We start from the raw sequence: 17,748 nt of genomic DNA, 5'->3' as shown, positions 1-17,748 counted from the left end.
TTGCTGTTGAAAATATCTTATCAATCATATTAATAATCGGGTAACCCTATGAACGATTCACTTAAAGCTCAGTGTATTGCGGAATTTCTTGGCACCGGACTGTTTTTATTTTTTGGTATCAGCTGCCTTGCAGCTGTAACAGTGGCCGGGGCGAGCTTTGGCCTGTGGGAAATATGTATCGTCTGGGGGCTGGGCATTTCGCTGGCCGTCTATTTAACCGCCGGGATTTCCGGCGCGCATCTCAACCCGGCAATCACCATTGCGCTGTGGCTGTTTGCCTGCTTCCCCGCGCGCAAGGTGATTCCCTACAGCATCGCCCAAATTGCCGGTGCCTTCGGCGGGGCGGCGTTGGCCTACATGCTGTACCACAATTTATTCACCGACTTTGAAAGCGTGCATCATATGGTGCGCGGCAGCGTAGAAAGCCTGCAGCTGGCCAGTATTTTCAGCACCTTCCCGGCGGCGGCGATTAGCGTCTGGCAGGCCGCGTTCGTTGAGATAATTATCAGCTCGATTCTGATGGGGCTGATTATGGCGCTCACCGATGATGGCAACGGCGTGCCGCGTGGCCCTCTTGGCCCGCTGTTGATTGGTATTCTCGTGGCGGTGATCGGCGCATCTACCGGCCCGCTGACGGGCTTTGCCATGAATCCAGCCCGTGACTTCGGCCCCAAGCTGTTTACCTTTTTTGCCGGCTGGGGTGAGATTTCCATGACCGGCGGCCGCGATATTCCTTACTTCATCGTACCGCTGCTGGCACCCGTCATTGGCACCTGCCTTGGTGCGGCTATCTATCGCTTCTGCATTAGCGGCAATCTTCCTTGTAATAGCTGTAAGCTGGAAGATGAAAAGGTATAGCAGGGTTTGAAATGAGATAACAAAACGCCATCCGAAGATGGCGGCAAAACGGACGGCGAACCCCACTCTTTGGTGGGGTTCGTTTTTTTTTGCTTTGAACCGGCGATGATTTTGGATTCGGCATTGTCAACTACCATTATCGGCTGGGATAACCACATAGTAATAATGATAAACTTTCCCGCGCTCGTTCGTTCTTTATCGCAAGGCGAGCGAAATATAATATAAATAATATTTTCTTTTAATATTCGATATCAAGAAGGGTTTATGAAGAAAACACTGCTCGCAGCATCGTTAATAGCGCTGGCCTCAACCGCGTTGGTTGGCTGCGGAGATAAACAGCCGGATTGTAATTCTGATGCGTTCTCCAAATCCATCGTTGACCAAATTGGTGAGAATCTTTTTTCCACTAATAACGATCCTCAGTATAAATTCACTGACAAAGATGATTTTATCAAACGCAACCATATTGAATTACGCAATATTAAAGAAACCTCGGCGGATGAAAAAAACCATACGAAGGTCTGCTCTTTTGATATCAGCATCCAGCCATTAGCGCCGATGACATCCCGCTTCGAAGTCAAAAATCAATCGGTTGCGGTAAGCATCGACAAAGACGGTAAAGAAGTGGCATCGACCCGTTCTAACTATGGCTATGGGATGATGGATACTATGGAACGCGTTGAAATGGGCAAGCCAAGCAAAGAGCAGCAGGAAGCTATTGATGCGCTAAAGAAACAGCAGGAAGAGCAGAAAAATAAGGATGAAGCCATCAAAAAAGAGGTGACGTCCGTCTCTCTCGATCAATATAAATTCATTAGCGATGAGGATTTGACCTGGCTGTATCTCGCTCGCGCAGAAAACAAGAGCGACAAAGATATGCTCTCTCTAACTAGCGCTGCTTATTATAACGAGCAGGATGAGTTTAAGAAAAAGGATATCGAAAAAGCTGAAATTCCTGCGATGCATGAAAAATTAAATAACTATAAAAAGATTAAATACATAAAATTTGTTTCAGTGATTGGCGGCAAACTCAATGTTAAACTGGATACCCTTTCCGGTGGTCCGGTGATGAATAACTTCCTCGTCGGTACTATGCCTTCCAAATATGATTTTGATAAACAGGTCTATCCGCTAACGATGAATGGTTGCCCGACAGGTATGAGCAGCAACGGTATTGCCGTGAATAATCAGAATGTCAAAGTTGAGTGGGAAAAAGAGACCGCGTTAGCCTCTTGCGTCATTAAGCCTAAAGATGAAGCCCAGGCCAGAGAATGGAACGAGGTGTTCAAAGCGGAGGAGTTTGTGTCAGGCCATGATAACTACGCAACCATTTACCTCGCTTTAAAAGATGGGTTAAACCAGCACGGTCTGCTTGACGCGACGTTGGTTCGTGTTGATGTTAATTATAATGGTGCACATCCTTTAAAACTCCAGTCTGAGTAAATCCTATATTTTTGGCATGCGGCGAACCCCACCGTTAGGTGGGGTTCGTTTTTTTGCGGTCGTAGATTGCCTGAAACCACGGGAAAGTTTGAGTTTTCTACCCGTTACTTTCTGCCAGCAGTATTTTGATCATAAATCTTCGTCACGTATTTCATCGTCAATATTAATGCCCATGTCTTCAATCATCTTACGGCTATGGGACATGTCGAAAGGTTTCACGTCCTGCGGAAATTTTTGATATCGGAAGCTAAAAAGTGCAGAAATGCCTCCATAAAATGCACCTTCTGCGCGCGCTTTACGTCAGCGCTTTTTATTACCGCCTGAGCGCGGGCCTTTCTTGTCGGTTTCCGGCTGCGGCGGCTGGGTTTTCTCGGGTTCAGAGGTTTGTGAGGAACCCATGCACGAAGATTCCGGCAGGCTTTCTTCCACGTTCACAACGGGGATTTCACGTCCTGCCGCCTGCGGAGCGGCTTCTGGTTCAGGAGCTTCAACCCCCACGGTGTCGGCGGAACGGATAAACGTGTCGATATACTCTGCGGTGCGGGCAATCACTTTATGGGCATACACCTGGCCGGGACTGCTGACCGCGCCGATGCCCGCGGCGACGGCGGCGTTGATAGCGCCTACTTCGCCTTCAAATTTGACGGTGACCATGCCGCCGCCTTTTGTCAGCTCGTAGCCCACCAGATTGACGTTGGCCGATTTCATCGCGGCATCCGCGGCGACTACCGCAGCAGCCAGCCCGACGGTTTCAATTAATCCTAAACTTTGCCCGGACATAACCTTCTCCTGTAAGTGTATTGATGATGTTGCGCCTGCCTGCCGAATCTTGTTTAGCGGGCATCGTCGCGCAGCGCCGCTGCCTTATCCGTTTTTTCCCAGGGGAAGATGTCGCGGCCAAAATGGCCGTAGCAGGCGGTTTGTTTGTAGCGGGGAACCAGCAGATCAAGCATCTGAATAATGCCGTAAACGCTGAGATCGAAATGACGCATCACCAGCTGCTCAAGCCGCTGCGCGGTAAGTCGAGAGCCGCCGAAGGTGTTGATACGCACGGAAACGGGTTTCGCAACGCCGATAGCCCAAGCGAGCTGGACTTCGCAGCGCGCGGCAAGGCCCGCTGCAACGATATTCTTCGCGACGTAGCGCGCCGCGTAGGCGGCGGAACGGTCAACCTTTGAGGGATCTTTTCCTGAGAATGCGCCGCCGCCGTGGCGGGCGGCGGCGCCATAGGTATCGACGATGATTTTTCTTCCCGTCAGACCGCAGTCGCCCACCGGGCCGCCGGTGACGAACTGACCGGCGGGGTTAATCAGGAACCGTGTTTTTGGCGTTATCCAGCCCGCCGGGATAACCGGCCTGACAATCTCTTCAATCACCGCCTCTCGCAGCGCGGGGAGAGGGATATCCGGACTGTGCTGGGTCGAAACGACGACCGTATCGGCATAGCTCACCCTGCCGTTGCGATAGCCCAGCGTGAGCTGGCTTTTCGCATCGGGGAGCAGGAAGGGGAGGCGGCCCGATTTTCTGAGCGCGGCCTGCCGCTGCATCAGCCGGTGTGCATAAACAAGCGTTGCGGGCATGGCTTCCGGCGTTTCGTCGCAGGCGTAGCCGAAGGTGATCCCCTGATCGCCCGCGCCCAGTAATTCTGGAGCAGAGCCTGCTATGCCACGCGAAATATCCGTGGATTGCCTGCCCAGGATATTCAGCACGCCGCAGGTAGCGGCATCGAACCCGAGCCGGGAGTGGTCATAGCCGATGGCTTTGATCGTGCTGCGGACGATGGACTCCACGTCGACCGAAGCATCGGAGGTAATCTCGCCCGCCACGATAGCGATGCCGGTTTTCACCATGCATTCGCAGGCGACTTTTGCCCAGGGGTCCTGTAACAGATACGCGTCCAGAATGGCGTCGGCTATCTGGTCGGCCATTTTATCCGGGTGGCCCTCGGCGACCGATTCAGAGGTAAACAGATAATCGTCCACAGCAATACCCGCGTGGCTTGAGGATTCCCCTATCTTAAAGGGCGGTGTAAGCCGCGGCCGTGAACAATCTTGCGGGCATAGTGGACTTTTTTGCCCTACCGGGCGTTATTGCACGGCGCCGGAGAGATTATCTTGCGGAAATCGGACGGAGCCATGCCGGTCTCTTTCTTAAAGATACGGCAGAAGTAGTTTGCGTCCTGCCAGGAGAGTTCCAGAGCGATGGTATTGACCTTAAGATCGCTAAACTGCAGCAGGGATTTTGCGATGCTGATTTTTCGGCTGGCAATATAGTTTGAAAAACCGATGCCGGTATTTTTTTTAAAGGCCCGGCTTAAATAGCAGGGGCTGACGAAGGATTTTGCCGCGATATCGTCGAGCGTGAGGTTATTAAGGATATTCTTTTCGATGTGGTATTTCGCCCGCGCGGTAAAATCCATATTGCCGCTATAAGCCTTAAACGCGTGGTCGAATACCTCTTCGCTGATGGCAAGCAGGCTGGTCATAATTCGGTAATAGCCGCTTTCCGTTAGCCCATGCTGGTTAATATCCTGGGTCAGCGCAGCGGTTTTCGTGGCCGTTGGAATAAGCCTGTCGCCAAGCGTTGTGATGTACTGATGGAGTAGCTCGAGCATGTCGGTGACGTCTTTTCGCCGATCGGCGGTAAGCGATTTTTTGGTGCACGCATCATCCAACGTTTTGAAAAGAAAAGCGTGCCAGCGGGCGTAGTCGCAGCGTTCAATCATAGCGATAATCTTTTCTTTTAAGGCTTTCGCTGCGGCGACGTCTACCTCATTAACGTCGAGCGTTTTTTTGATCGTGTCGGTGAGAATGCTTTGTTTAACAGGCTTGAGCAGATAATCATCGACCTTGAGATTGAGCATGCTGCGGACGATATCAAAATCGTCATTGGCGGTGGTGACAACCACCTTCGTGTCGGTATTTTTCGTTTTTAGATATTCAATAACCTGGTTGCCGTTGGGTAACGGAATATTGATATCGACAAACATCATATCTATTTGCTGTAGGCTATCGATAAGCTGTATGGCTATTCTACCGGTCGCGGCCTCGTGAATGACGGCATTATCCACGCATTGCGAAATGATCCTGCGCAGTGCTTCGGATTCAATCAGCTCATCTTCCACAATCACAATATTGTACATACGTGTTCTCCTCTCGGTCAGGCTTGCCGCATAGGAAATCGCAGCTTGATGGTGGTGCCCATTCTTGGTTTATGTGGGCTAATGATTTCCAGCCCGTAGCTTTCACCGAATAATAACCGGAGGCGATTCTGAATATTATTAATGCCAATGCTGCCCTTCTGACGGTTATGGTCGCCGGATAAAATGCTGGCAATATCTTCTTTTGAGATGCCGTCGCCGTTATCCGTAATTTCCAGAATTACGTCCTTACCGTCATCGCTTGCGCCGATCAGCAGGCGGCTACTGGTATCTCGCGGCTCGACCACGTAGTTGAAAAAGTTTTCCACCAGCGGCTGTAGAATCAGGAAGGGGCAAACCACGCCGTGGTACTTTTCGGGGATCTCACAGCGATAGTCAAAACGATCGCTCATCCTGACTTTTTGTATCGACATATAACTTTTTACGTAATTAATTTCATGGTTGAGGGTAATCAGCCCGTGGTTATTTTTACGCAGCAGATAGCGCATCATGTCCGAGAAGTCATGCACCATATTTTCAGTGCGCTCCGCCCCTTCAAGATACGCCAGGCGGCCAATGGTATTTAAAACGTTAAATAAAAAATGGGGATTAATTTGATAGGACAGGGCCTTAAATTCGGCCTCGTGTAACGAACGTTCTATTTCGACCCGCTTGCGTAATTCGTTGGTGAGTTCAACATCTTTGATGTGCAGCTCACGCTGGATATTATTAGCGTGCGCCTGTTCGACCAGATAAGAAGAAACGTGCAGTAACGTTGACGCGGTGGATTCGAACCTGTCGTAAGGCATACGGCGCGTATTTTGATGCAGGTCTATCAGCCAGGGATTTTCCTGCCACACCTGGCTGTTATTAAGAATATAGGGAATGACCTGCTCTTTCTCTTCTTCGACCTTAACCTGGCCAGAAATAAAAGCGCCGAGATAGTGGTTATTAATCATAATCGGCACGGCAAATTCAACGAAGCCGCAATAGCAGCGGTAAACCACCGGCTTGAGGGCTTCCATCGCCGCCCGGCCGCCAGCGTTATCGCTTTCATAACAGTGATGCGCGAGAGAGGGGTTTTGGCGAGAGCGTGCGCAAAAATCAGAGAATCCGCTAGGGCGCGTGACGGGAACTCCATCCTGATCGACCACCACCAGCGCAATCATCATGGATTTACTGAAATTATCCTGAAGTGTCTGGAGTCTTTTGACATCAAGGAATTCATGTAATTTATAGTTATTATTCACATTGGCATTCCACGCTGAAATTTAAGCAAATTTATGCCAAAAATATACATGAAAAAATGATGATAAAAATTGAATGGGGTCACAGCGGGGGATTGGTTTCTAAAAGTATCGTTAATAATAGTCAAGTTATGTTGATTGAAACTTACTGTTAACCATTGCTCTAACAGTTTATTTACATCGACGGTGGGCATGAAAGACGACGAATAAGGTTATTAAAAGTTTAAGAATGCTTAAGTTTAATTGAAGTGATTAATTATGTGATGTTCTCCTTATTGCTGGGTAAGTCGCAGGCGTATGATTTTTTTTCGAAATTTTTAAACTTGTTCATAAGGATGTGCTATCCATGCCGCGCAAAGCGATTTCACTCTTTTTACCTGTTTTAGCCGCGCTATTTTTAGTGACCGGCAGCTTAAATGCTGCGCAAAGTAAAGATGATATCAGGCAGCAGATTATCGATGCTTCTATTGAGTCTTACCCCGGCAACTGCCCTTGTCCTTACAACAGCATGCGCAACGGTCGCCAGTGTGGCGGCCGCAGCGCGTGGAGCAAAGAGGGGGGATATTCGCCGATTTGTTATAAAAAAGAGGTGACCGAAGAGATGATTGAAGAGTGGAGGGCGGAACATGACTCGTAGTCCCTGCCGTCACCTGCCCGGTCGCCAATAACGCCCGCGTTACGGGTTAATCAATAACCTACCGCATCCAGGCGAAACTGCTTCCCGCAGTTGCCTGGATTTCTCTGCGTGGCAAAGGCGCTGCCGTTCAGAGAATCGTTGATTTTTGCCGCCGAAAGCGAGATCTGCATTTCGGTGAGGTAGGCCGGATTGCCGTTACAGGTCAGCTTGACCGCCTTCACCGCGTCGCTTCCCCAGCTTTTTTCCAGCGCCTTGTTGAACGCCTTGCGCGTGACGAACTTGCCGTAGTTGTCTGCTAAAAATTGCCCAAAAGCGCTCTGTTTGAATTCGGTGTTCAGGCGCACCATGGTGCCGAAATAGGCGTTCGGGTCGAAGCCGAAGCACGCGCCGTGCTTGGCGTATTCATAGCGTTCAAGGCACGACTGGCCGCCCGCGCCCGGCATCACGCCGGAGAGTTGACTGGCGATATCCGATGACAGGCCCGGTGCGGGCGAGCTGCATTTTCGAGAGCCGCGAGCTTCCGCCATGTTGGGCACCGGGCGGGTCGCGCAGCCGTAGCGCATCCATCGCTTGTTATCCACGCCGCGCGCGGAAACGGATTTTGGCAGGCTCGGCCACAGGCCGTGTACCGTGAGAAATGCGCGCTTGTCCGCCTGCTCCTGCTGAAGTTTGCATTCGACGGGCTCGTTGCGGTTGCGCTCGTGCATGCTCTGGCAGAAGCCGGTTTGCCACGAGAGCGCCAGCACGTAGCTGTCAAAATCGCCGTATTGTTTAGGCTGTAACGGGGCGGCGTGGGCAAGCAGGCTGGCCGCAAGCGTGGTGGTAAGAATGAGCGCGTTTCGCCACATGGCAGGGGATTCCATAGTTAATAAATTCCAGAAGTCATTTATTAAACCACAAAAAGCGGGGTGGGCGGATGAGGGATTGTCGGGGGAAAACGTCGGGTGGCGGCTTCGCCTTACCCGACCTGCGGTGGATTCATTTATTGGGTGGATAAGCGAAAGCGCCATCCACCACGCTTTACGCTAGCTCCACATCGCCAGAATCGGCCAGCCGACCAGCAGAAGCAGCGAGATATAGATAACCCCAAAGATTGCCCCCAGCCGCCAGTAGTCTTTCGACTTCACGTAGCCGCAGCCGTAGATGATTACGCCCGGCCCGGTGGCGTACGGTGTCAGGCAGCCCATGATGCCGATGGACAGCACCAGCAGAATGCACAGATGTTCCATCGGCACGCCCGGTATGCCTTTGCCGACGGCGAGGATCACCGGCAGCATGGTCGCGGTGTGCGCCGACAGGCTGGCGAACAGGTAGTGGGCGAAGTAGAACACCAGCACCAGCACGACGACGGTGGCGCTCGGCGAGAAGCCTTCCAGATGCGTGCTCATGGTGTTGGCGAACCAGTCGATAAAGCCCGAGCGGGTCAGGCCGTTGGCCATCACCACGAGCGTGGCGAGGTTGACCAGCGTGTTCCACGCGCTGTTGTATTTGGTGATGTCTTTCCACGGCACGACGTGCAGCGCCAGCATCAGGGAAACCGCCAGCAGGCCAACGGCGGTGGCGTCGATAACGTCCCCACCAAACACCCACAGACCGAGGCTTAGCAGCACCAGGCCAATCAGCGTTTTCTCTTTGCCCGTCAGGCTGCCCATCTCTTTAAGCGCTTCGCCCGCCCAGCCGGAAACCTCTTCGCTGTGGGTGATTTCAGGCTTGTAGAGCACGTAAGACAGCCAGGGCGCGACGATCAGCAGGATGATGCCCACCGGCAGGAAGCTCAGGAACCATTGCAGCCAGCTGATGTGCACGCCCGCGATTTTGCTGACGAACTCCAGGCCCAGCACGTTCGGGGCCGCCCCGGTGACGAACATCGACGAGCTAAGGCTGGTACTGATCACCATCATCCACATCAGGTAGCCGCCGATGCGTTTTGAGGACGGGTCGTTCGGGAAGGATTTAAACAGCGGCGGCAGGTTTTTAATTACCGGGAAGACGGTGCCGCCGGTGCGCGCGGTGTTGGACGGCGTAAAGGGGGCCAGCATGATGTCGATGATGACGATTGCGTAGCCGAGCGTCAGGGTGCGCTTGCCCATGAACTTCACCATAAACAGCGCGATGCGGCGGCCAAGGCCGGTGACCTCGTAGCCCAGCGCGAAGATAAACGCGCCGAACACCAGCCAGACGGTGGTGCTGGAGAAGCCCGCCAGCCCCCATTTCAGCGCCTGTTTCCCGGCGTCGAAGGCCGGGTCGGCAAGCTCGGCTGCGTCAAACAGCAGATAGTTGCTGCCGATAACGCAGATCGTCACGGCGATAAAGCTTATTGCCGTCGCCGGGATCGGTTCGAGGATCATCCCGACGATCATCGCCACAAACACCGCGAAGTAGTGCCATGCCTGCGGCGGCATGCCGTCGGGCACCGGTATTAGCAGCATTACCGCCAGCACGATCAGCGGGGCCAGCAACTTCCATATTTTATCTTTTGAAACAGACATAACTGATTCTCCAGTCTGGATTTTTTTAATTTATGTAGGTTTGTAGGGTGAAAGTTCGTGTAGAAAACGGGTGACGATCAGCAGGTCGGCGCTGCCGCCGGGGCTGAGATTGCGGCTGATGCACTGCGTGTCGAAGTCGTGCAGGTGCCGTAAGTCCGCCGGGCGACGAATGCCGCCCGCGTGTAGCAGCGTGCGGGCCTTTTGCTGTAGCCAGGCCAGCCCGTCAACGCCCCCGCGTGAGGCAACGTTGGTGTCGCCGTTGTGCGCCATCAGCACCAGCAGGGTGTCGAGCAGGGCCAGCTCAGGGTCGGTGCCCTGCGCAAGCCTTTTGCGGTAGTGCGGCAGGGCGAGGTTCAGCACCAGCGGATAGCCCGCCTCGGCCTCCCCGCGCGCGCCGGTGAGGCCGAGCTGGCGATAAAGCCGCTGGCCCGCCGTCTGCTGCGTGTTTTGCTGCTCGAGCTCGCGGCGGGTTAGCCCCTGGCAAAACGCGGCGGCGGTCGCGCAGACGTTTTCAGGCGAAACGGGCCGACAGAGCCGATGCAGACGCCCGACGGCGGCGCACAGCAGCCCGAGGGAAAAAATGCTGCCCTTGTGCGTGTTGACGCCCGCGGTGGCGCGGAACATGGCTTTTTCACAGGCGAGGCCAAGCGGGCGCAGCTCTGGCAAAACCTCGCCTGCGGGCAGCGCCGCGCCGCTGGCCCCGCATTCGACGAAGCGCGCCAGCCACGGGCGGATGGCGTCCGCGCTGTGGTAAAAATCCTCAAGCGCCATGTCTTTGTGCGCGCCGCAGTTGACGCGGTCAACCAGCCCCGGCTTCGGCGACAGGTTGACCTCGGCGAGCATCGCGCGCCAGGCGAGATCGCTGATGCTGGCTATAAAGGCGGCGTCAGGCCGGGACAGCGTTATCGGCATCATGCAGCAGCGCCTCCATGCGGTTCAGCAGCTCGGCAAGCGGGTGGGCGCGTTCTCGGGCGCAAACGGCGGCGTTTTCTTCGCACAGGAGGCAGCGACGGGCGGGCAGGGCGAAGTCGCCGCGCGACAGGATTTTCCCCTGCGGCGTGAGCACGTCGATATCCCACAGCCTGCCGAGCGGGTGCGACTGCTCGAGGGCGATAGCGGCCTGCTTGAGGCTGTCAGCCGGGGCGTTCACCGCTAATAGTCCTTCCGCGCCGGTGGCAAGCCCGGCGCAGCACTGCTTTTTGATTTCCCAGCCCTGCGCTTCCAGCTCGTGACGCAGCGCCCGCAGGCCGTGGTTGAAGATGCGGCGCGTGAGCTGGCTGTCCTTCACCGGGCCGGGCGCGACCACGGTGAAGGAGATCAGGCTGATGCCGTATTTCGCCAGCCACTCCTGCTGGCGGGCCTGGCGCGCGTCGCGGCTGGCGACCATTTGCGCCACCGTGATGGGCATGTTGGCTGCCGAAGAAAGATAAAGAGGCATGGTTTACTCCTTCACCTGATGAACAACGTCGATAACCGAGCCGTCGCGGTAGCGCACCACGGCGATGACGCGGTCGGTAAATTCAATCGGCTGCGGCCTGCCGGTAAGCGTTTGTGCGCGTTCGCGCAGCCAGTCGATGGACACCACGTTCATGCCCGCTTCCCGCAGCCGGTCGGCCAGCTCCGGGCGCGCCGGGTTAACGGCGATGCCGTGGTCGGTGACGAGGATATCCACGCTTGAGCCGGGGGTGACGCAGGTGGTGACTTCATCCACCAGCGTCGGGATGCGCCCGCGCACCAGCGGGGCGACGATGATCGACAGGGCGGCGGCTACCGCCGTATCGCAGTGGCCGCCGGACGCGCCGCGCAGCACGCCGTCGGAGCCGGTCAGCACGTTGACGTTAAAGCGGGTGTCGATTTCCAGCGCGCTCAGCACCACCACGTCGAGCCGGTCAACCGAGGCGCCCTTCGAACCCCAGTTGGCGTACTGGTTAGCGCTGATTTCGATGTGGTTTGGGTTGCGCGCCAGCGATTCGGCGGCGGCGCGGTCAAAGCTCTGCACGTCGAGCAGCTTTTTTATCAGGCCCTTTTCGTGCAGGTCGACCATCGTCGAGGTGATGCCGCCGAGCGCGAACGCGGCGTGAATGTCCCGGCTGCGCATTTTGTCTTCCAGAAAACGGGTGACCGCAAGCGACGCGCCGCCGGTGCCGGTTTGCAGCGAGAAGCCTTCCCTGAAGTAGCCGGAGTTCACCACCACGTCGGCGGCGCTGCGGGCGATCAGCAGCTCGCGCGGGTTGGAGGTCATGCGCGTGGCGTCCGCGCCGATCTTGTCGGCATCGCCCACCCGTTCGATCTGCACGATCAAATCCACCCGATCCTGCGCAATGCTCGCCGGATTGTGCGGATAGGGCAGCAGCACCTCGGTGAGCAGCACCACCCGGCGGGCGTTTTCGGCATCAACTTTGGCGTAGCCCAGCGAGCCGCAGCAGGCTTTGCCGGTGTAGCCGTTGGCGTTGCCGAACGGATCGCAGGACGGCACGCCCAGAAACGCCACGTCGATGTTCAGCTCGCCGCTTTCTACCAGCTGCACGCGCCCGCCGTGGGAGTGGATTTGCACCGGTTCGGCCAGCAGGCCGCGCGAGATCTCTTCCGCCAGCGGGCCGCGCAGGCCGGAGGTGTAAATGCGGCTGACCACGTTATTGCGGATGTGTTCGACCAGCGGCGCGTGGCAGTCGCTGAGCGAGCTTGAGGCAAGCGTGAGGTTTTTGAAGCCCATTCTGGCGATGGCGTCCATCACCAGGTTGAGCGTCAGGTCGCCGCCGCGAAAGGCGTGGTGGAAGGAGATAGTCATGCCGTCGTGCAGCCCGGAGCGGCGAATCGCCTCTTCGAGGTTTGCGCAGAGCTTTTTGTCGCGCGGCTTTTGCGCCTGCAAATTCAGTTTGGAGGCGGCCTGATAAAGCGGGCTGTCGCTTTCCGTAAGGCGGCGCCAGGATTCTACGCGTGCCAATCGTTGATTCTGAGTCATGTTCTGTCCTTATTCTTCACGAAGGCCGGAGAGGGCCGCGCGTGACAGCACCAGGCGCGCGCGTTCGATAACCGGGCTGTCGACCATTTTGCCGTTGAGCGAGACTACGCCGCGCCCTTCCAGCGCGGAGGCTTCGGCGGCTTCCACCACCAGCTGGGCGTGCTCGACCTCTTTGCGCGTCGGGGCGTAGAGGTTGTGCAGCAGGTCAATCTGGCGCGGGTTGATAAGCGACTTGCCGTCGAAGCCGAGCTGTTTGATGTGCGCCGCCTCGTGCAGGAAACCGGCCTCGTTATTGGCGTCGGAGTAGACGGTATCGAACGCCTGAATCCCCGCCGCGCGGGCCGCCTGCAGGATGGAGCAGCGGGCGAAGAGCAGCTCTACGCCGTCGGGCGAGCGTTCGGTACGCAGGTTGCGCACGTAGTCTTCCGCGCCCAGCGCGATGCCGATCAGGCGCGGCGAGGCGTGGGCAATCGCCACCGCCTGGGTGATGCCCTGCGCGGATTCAATCGCCGCCAGCAGGCCGGTGCTGCCGACCTCGCGGCCGCACTGCGCTTCGATGCGGGCGATTTCGTTTTCGATGTCGATAACGTCCTGCGCGGTGTCGGTTTTCGGCAGGCGCACGATGTCCACGCCGCCGCGCACCACGGCTTCCAGGTCGGCCAGGCCGTATTCGGATTCGAGGGCGTTTACGCGCACGATGGTTTCAACATCCTGATAAAGCGGGTGCTGCAGGGCGTGGTAGACCAGGCGGCGCGCGGCGTCTTTTTCGCGCAGAATCACCGAGTCTTCGAGGTCGAACATCAGCGCGTCGGCACGATAGATAAAGGCATTGCTGACCATAGCGGCGTTAGCCCCCGGCACGAACAGCATGCTGCGGCGGGTGCGGGATTTACGCGCCTGGGCGATGGCGGCAGTCATTAGCAGTCCTCCCACGGCAGGGAGGCGACGTCGCCTGCGCGAACCAGCAGCGTTTCGAGGCGGGCGCGCAGAATGCAGTCGAGCGCGCCTTTGTCGTCAACGATTAGCTGCACGCCCTGCACGTTGTAGCGCGAGAGCGTTTGCAGAACGGTGGCGCGAATCGCCTCGCCAAACTGCTTTTCAACGCTGCTGCTGATTTGCAGGTCGATTTCCTGGGCGTCGATGGGCGCGATTCGCACCATCACGTCGCCCGATTCGAGGGTGCCGGCAACGGCTGGGTGGGTAATTTTCATTGTTCACCTGTTACGGTTAGGGGTATCTGTTGCCTGCCCGCGTCGAGCATGTTTTGCAGGTAGGCTCTGGTCGCTTCCGGAACCAGCAGCTCGATGGTCGCAAGGTCTTTCTTCACCAGCAGCTGGCGCACCCAGGAGGCGGAGATCGCCATGCCCTGGTACTGGAGGCGCTCAATTTCCACCAGCTCAATGGGCGGCGCGCAGACCGCAGGGTCGGCAAGGAGTCGGCGCATATCGCGGTTGTAGCCGGAGGTCACCTTGCAGTAGGGTTCGGTGCCGACGAAGCGGTGGGTGATGCCCAGCGCCGGGGCGAGGTGCTGGCGGAAGATTTGCAGGTCAATTTCGGTGTAGCAGTGGTTGATCACGCTCTGCTCTTTGATGAAGTAGCAGGGGAAGGTGGCACGGGAGATCATGTACTCCGAGCCGCGATGCACCGTCACGCCGGGGATGTCGTCGGTGCCCGCGCGCACCAGCGCCAGCCGGTCTTCATAGGGGAAGCGCGAGGTGTCTTCCTTGACCAGGAAGACGTGCAGCCAGTCGCACTGCTGGGCCGCCTTTTGAATCAGGTAGCGGTGGCCGCGCGTGAACGGGTTAGCGTTCATCACGATGCAGCCGATTTTGTCGCCGTCGTGGCGCAGGGTGGTGAGGTAGCTCGCGTAGCGCTCAAGCCGGGTGGCGCTGTTTTCCATCAGCACCATCACGCCCGGCACGCAGGCGAGGGTATAAAAGCCGCACTGCCTAAACAGCGCCTCGTTCTGGCTTTTGGTGTAGATAAAAAGGTGGGTGCACTGCCTTTCGTAGGCGAGGTTGATTAATTCGGTGGCGAGCGTCAGCGCCAGCCCTTCGCCGCGCGCGGATTCGCTGATGGCGACGCATTTAATAATATTTCCGGCGATACCGCCGCAGGCAATCAGCCGGTCGTCGCGGGTGACGGTAATAAAGACTTCGACGGTGGTATCAATACTCAGATCGTTTTCGCGCAGGAATTGAGTGATAGCGGCTATTTTCTTATTTTCAGCGCGCCTGACTCGGGCAAATACGGTTTGAGCAAACATGTTCAGGACTTCCCTTTATTTTCGACGTCGGGCAAGCAGCTCGCCTGTTGGCGATTTGTTGCAAAACAATAACAATTGACGGGCCGGTGATTTAATATTTGAGCCGTGCGGCGATGGTACGAAGTATTTGTTTTGTTATTTTTGACTTATTTCACAAAGGGTTGCCTGATTTAAATAGACTTTATGGTTTTTATTTACTTAATTAATTTCCGCCGAATTTTGCCGTCGGTTTTTATTTCGTTAATTGATTTAATTTGTGCAATCCTTAACGGATTCGGCAGCGGCGGGTGGACGTGTTGTAAACAAATCCATTACATTTTACCGGCGCAAAATGAAATGAACGCGCCTGCAAAGGGAATTAGCCATGTTAGGTAAAAGAGATGTTAAGGAATTTCGTTTTTTTCGCCGGATGGCCTTCCCGCTAAGAATTTTCCTGCTGCTTCTGCTGGTCTCCCTTTTATTAGTGGCCGGGCTGGGTAAATATCTTTCCGCCAGCTTCGAAGATTATTTAACCAATCACGTCCGCGATATGGCGATGAACCAGGCCAAAATTATCGCCTCCACCGACGGCGTGGTTGCGGCGGTTAAAGACAGAGACACCCCGCGCCTGAGGCGCATCGCCAATAAGCTGGCCACCGGCTCCGACTTCGATTACGTGGTGATTGGCGACAGCCATTCCATTCGTCTTTATCACCCAAACCCTGCGAAAATCGGCCTGCCGATGGAGTGGACCAAGCCCGGGGCGCTGGAGAAGGGCGAGAGCTACTTTATTACCGGCAAGGGGTCGATAGGCATGGCGATGCGCGCCAAAACGCCGATTTTCGACGAGGGCGGAAGGGTGATCGGCGTGGTGTCATTGGGCTATCTGGTGAGCAAAATTGACAGCTGGCGGCTGGATTTCCTGCTGCCGATGGCCGGAGTTTTTGTCGTCATCCTTATCGTTATCATGCTGCTTTCATGGCTGTTTGCTGACCATATTCGCCGCCAGATGCTGGGCATGGAGCCTCGGCAGATTGCGCGGGTGGTGCGCCAGCAGGAGGCGCTGTTTGGCTCGGTGTTTGAGGGGCTGATCGCCGTCGATCCGGACGGGCTTATCACCGCCATCAACCGCAACGCCCGCAGGATGCTGGGCCTTAGCTCGCCGGGGCGGCAGTGGCTGGGCAAGCCTGTTGCGGAGGTGGTGCAGCCTGCGGCGTTTTTTACCGAGGAAATAGAAGAGAAGCGTCAGGATGTGATGTGCACCTTTAACGGGCTGAGCGTGATAGCCAACCGGGGGGCAATCCGCTCGGGCAACGAGCTGCTCGGCGCGATTATCAGCTTCCGCAGCAAGGATGAAATCAGCGCGCTTAACGCCCAGCTTACGCAGATCAAACAGTATGTTGAAAGCCTGCGCACCGTGCGCCACGAGCACCTTAACTGGATGTCGACGATAAGCGGCCTTTTGCAGATGAAAGAGTACGACCGGGTGATGGAGATGGTGAAGGGCGAGTCGCAGGCGCAGCAGGAGCTGATTGATACCCTGCGCGGCTCGTTTGACGACCGGCAGGTCGCCGGGCTGCTGTTTGGCAAGGCGCAGCGCGCCCGCGAGCTTGGCCTGACGCTAAAAATTGTTGAAGGCAGCCAGCTGCGTGAGTTACCGCTGGGGCTGGACAGCACGGAGTTTGCCGCGATAGTCGGCAACCTGCTGGATAACGCTTTTGACGCGAGCCTCGCCCATCCGGTCGGCAATAAAACCATCGAGCTTTATCTTAGCGATGAGGGCACGGAGGTGATTATCGAAGTGGCCGACCAGGGTTCCGGCGTGCCGGAGGCCCTGCGCGAAGTGATATTCAATCGGGGCGTAAGCACCAAGGCCGACGAGGCCGGCGAGCACGGCATCGGCCTGTATTTGATTGCCAGCTACGTAGGGCGCTGCGGCGGCGTGATAACGCTTGAAGACAACGCGCCCTGCGGCGCTCTATTTTCCGTTTTTATTCCGAAAGTGAAAGTGACCCATGGTACAACCTCTGACGATTTTGATAGTTGAAGATGAGACGCCGCTTGCCGAGATGCACGCGGAGTTTATCCGCCATTTTCGCGGCTGCGGGCAGGTTTGGCTGGCGGGGAATTTAGCCCAGGCGCGGGTGATGATCGCGCGCTTTAAGCCTTCGCTTATCCTGCTGGATAACTATTTGCCGGACGGGCTGGGGATTACGCTGCTGCACGAGCTAACCCAGGCGCGCAATCCGTGCGGCGTGGTCTTTACCACGGCGGCGAGCGACATGGACACGGTTTCGGAGGCGGTGCGCTGCGGGGTGTTTGACTATCTCGTGAAGCCCGTTTCCTACGAGCGGCTCGAGCAGACGCTGGAGCGCTACCAGCAGCGCATGCTGATGCTGGCAAACCATGACAGCGCCAGCCAGCGGCAGATTGACGATATGTTCAACGCCTACGCGCGCGGCGAAAGCAAGGAGGCGCTGCCCGCCGGAATCGACGCGCTGACGCTTGCGAAAGTGCAGGGGCTGTTTGCCGACGCGCAGGCGCGGCATACCGCCGAAACGGTGGCGCAGGAACTGAAGCTAAGCCGCACTACGGCAAGACGCTATCTGGAGTTTGCCGCCGGGCAGCAGCAGATTATGGCGGAGATTATTTACGGCAAGGTAGGACGCCCGCAGCGTATTTATCGGGCGTTGTGATGGGGTCGGGCGAGTGCTGCGCCACCCGACCA

Annotated in this window: 17 protein-coding genes; 5 read left to right on the top strand and 12 right to left on the bottom strand. The window is 56.4% G+C overall.

What is annotated here, in order from left to right; genetic code table 11:
• The first annotated feature begins 48 nt into the window (after positions 1-48).
• Together pduF and ACSPHG_RS16805 are read left to right on the top strand one after the other, a co-directional pair.
• Positions 49-858 (top strand): propanediol diffusion facilitator PduF, encoded by an 810-nt coding sequence (gene pduF, locus ACSPHG_RS16810; RefSeq protein WP_435954631.1) that lies wholly within the window; start codon positions 49-51, stop codon positions 856-858.
• 264 nt (positions 859-1,122) lie between these two features.
• A complete protein-coding gene (locus ACSPHG_RS16805) occupies positions 1,123-2,301 on the top strand; it encodes a hypothetical protein (protein ID WP_435954630.1) in 1,179 nt (392 codons plus the stop codon).
• Positions 2,302-2,601: 300 nt separating this feature from the next.
• Here ACSPHG_RS16805 and ACSPHG_RS16800 read toward each other — a convergent pair whose 3' ends face one another.
• The 4 genes from ACSPHG_RS16800 to ACSPHG_RS16785 all read right to left on the bottom strand — a co-directional run bounded on the left by ACSPHG_RS16800 (position 2,602) and on the right by ACSPHG_RS16785 (position 6,690).
• Positions 2,602-3,081, bottom strand: a complete 480-nt coding sequence (locus ACSPHG_RS16800) for a BMC domain-containing protein (RefSeq protein ID WP_435954629.1) — start codon at positions 3,079-3,081, stop codon at positions 2,602-2,604.
• A 53-nt stretch (positions 3,082-3,134) separates the two neighbouring features.
• Positions 3,135-4,283: a methionine adenosyltransferase gene (gene metK, locus ACSPHG_RS16795; protein ID WP_435954628.1), complete on the bottom strand. Its 1,149-nt coding sequence runs from the start codon at positions 4,281-4,283 to the stop codon at positions 3,135-3,137.
• 95 nt (positions 4,284-4,378) lie between these two features.
• Positions 4,379-5,443 carry an AraC family transcriptional regulator gene (locus ACSPHG_RS16790; RefSeq protein WP_435954627.1) on the bottom strand — a complete coding sequence of 355 codons (1,065 nt, stop codon included), beginning with the start codon at positions 5,441-5,443 and terminating at the stop codon, positions 4,379-4,381.
• Between the two features lie 17 nt (positions 5,444-5,460).
• Complete coding sequence (locus tag ACSPHG_RS16785; RefSeq protein ID WP_435954626.1) at positions 5,461-6,690, bottom strand: sensor histidine kinase; 1,230 nt, start codon at positions 6,688-6,690, stop codon at positions 5,461-5,463.
• Between the two features lie 343 nt (positions 6,691-7,033).
• Here ACSPHG_RS16785 and ACSPHG_RS16780 point away from each other — a divergent pair, with 343 nt between their 5' ends.
• Positions 7,034-7,324, top strand: a complete 291-nt coding sequence (locus tag ACSPHG_RS16780) for a hypothetical protein (RefSeq protein ID WP_435954625.1) — start codon at positions 7,034-7,036, stop codon at positions 7,322-7,324.
• A gap of 50 nt (positions 7,325-7,374) precedes the next feature.
• Here ACSPHG_RS16780 and rna read toward each other — a convergent pair whose 3' ends face one another.
• From rna to citC, 8 genes are all read right to left on the bottom strand, one after another.
• The gene (gene rna, locus ACSPHG_RS16775) at positions 7,375-8,172 is read right to left on the bottom strand and encodes a ribonuclease I (protein WP_435956046.1); all 798 of its coding nucleotides are present in this window, start codon (positions 8,170-8,172) and stop codon (positions 7,375-7,377) included.
• A 177-nt stretch (positions 8,173-8,349) separates the two neighbouring features.
• Positions 8,350-9,813, bottom strand: a complete 1,464-nt coding sequence (locus ACSPHG_RS16770) for an anion permease (protein ID WP_435954624.1) — start codon at positions 9,811-9,813, stop codon at positions 8,350-8,352.
• A 30-nt stretch (positions 9,814-9,843) separates the two neighbouring features.
• On the bottom strand, positions 9,844-10,728 hold the full coding sequence (gene citG / locus ACSPHG_RS16765; protein ID WP_435954623.1) for a triphosphoribosyl-dephospho-CoA synthase CitG: 885 nt from the start codon (positions 10,726-10,728) through the stop codon (positions 9,844-9,846).
• Positions 10,700-11,251 carry a citrate lyase holo-[acyl-carrier protein] synthase gene (gene citX, locus ACSPHG_RS16760; protein ID WP_435954622.1) on the bottom strand — a complete coding sequence of 184 codons (552 nt, stop codon included), beginning with the start codon at positions 11,249-11,251 and terminating at the stop codon, positions 10,700-10,702. The genes citG and citX overlap by 29 nt, the downstream gene beginning before the upstream one ends.
• 3 nt (positions 11,252-11,254) lie before the next feature.
• Positions 11,255-12,775, bottom strand: a complete 1,521-nt coding sequence (gene citF, locus ACSPHG_RS16755) for a citrate lyase subunit alpha (protein WP_435954621.1) — start codon at positions 12,773-12,775, stop codon at positions 11,255-11,257.
• 9 nt (positions 12,776-12,784) lie between these two features.
• Complete coding sequence (gene citE / locus ACSPHG_RS16750) at positions 12,785-13,693, bottom strand: citrate (pro-3S)-lyase subunit beta (protein WP_435954620.1); 909 nt, start codon at positions 13,691-13,693, stop codon at positions 12,785-12,787.
• On the bottom strand, positions 13,693-13,986 hold the full coding sequence (gene citD, locus ACSPHG_RS16745) for a citrate lyase acyl carrier protein (RefSeq protein ID WP_435954619.1): 294 nt from the start codon (positions 13,984-13,986) through the stop codon (positions 13,693-13,695). The genes citE and citD overlap by 1 nt, the downstream gene beginning before the upstream one ends.
• Positions 13,983-15,041: a [citrate (pro-3S)-lyase] ligase gene (citC, locus tag ACSPHG_RS16740; protein WP_435954618.1), complete on the bottom strand. Its 1,059-nt coding sequence runs from the start codon at positions 15,039-15,041 to the stop codon at positions 13,983-13,985. The genes citD and citC overlap by 4 nt, the downstream gene beginning before the upstream one ends.
• Before the next feature lie 364 nt (positions 15,042-15,405).
• Here citC and dpiB point away from each other — a divergent pair, with 364 nt between their 5' ends.
• Entirely contained in the window at positions 15,406-17,067 is a 1,662-nt protein-coding gene (gene dpiB, locus ACSPHG_RS16735; protein ID WP_435954617.1) for a sensor histidine kinase DpiB, read from the top strand.
• The gene (gene dpiA / locus ACSPHG_RS16730; protein ID WP_435954616.1) at positions 17,036-17,716 is read left to right on the top strand and encodes a two-component response regulator DpiA; all 681 of its coding nucleotides are present in this window, start codon (positions 17,036-17,038) and stop codon (positions 17,714-17,716) included. Before dpiB ends, dpiA begins: the two co-directional genes overlap by 32 nt.
• The last annotated feature ends 32 nt before the right edge of the window (positions 17,717-17,748 follow it).

The organism is Dryocola baronae, from assembly GCF_051297175.1.
Lineage (GTDB): Bacteria > Pseudomonadota > Gammaproteobacteria > Enterobacterales > Enterobacteriaceae > Dryocola.
Note: the sequence above shows the minus strand (reverse complement) of the source record. Positions and strands in the feature narration are given on the sequence as shown.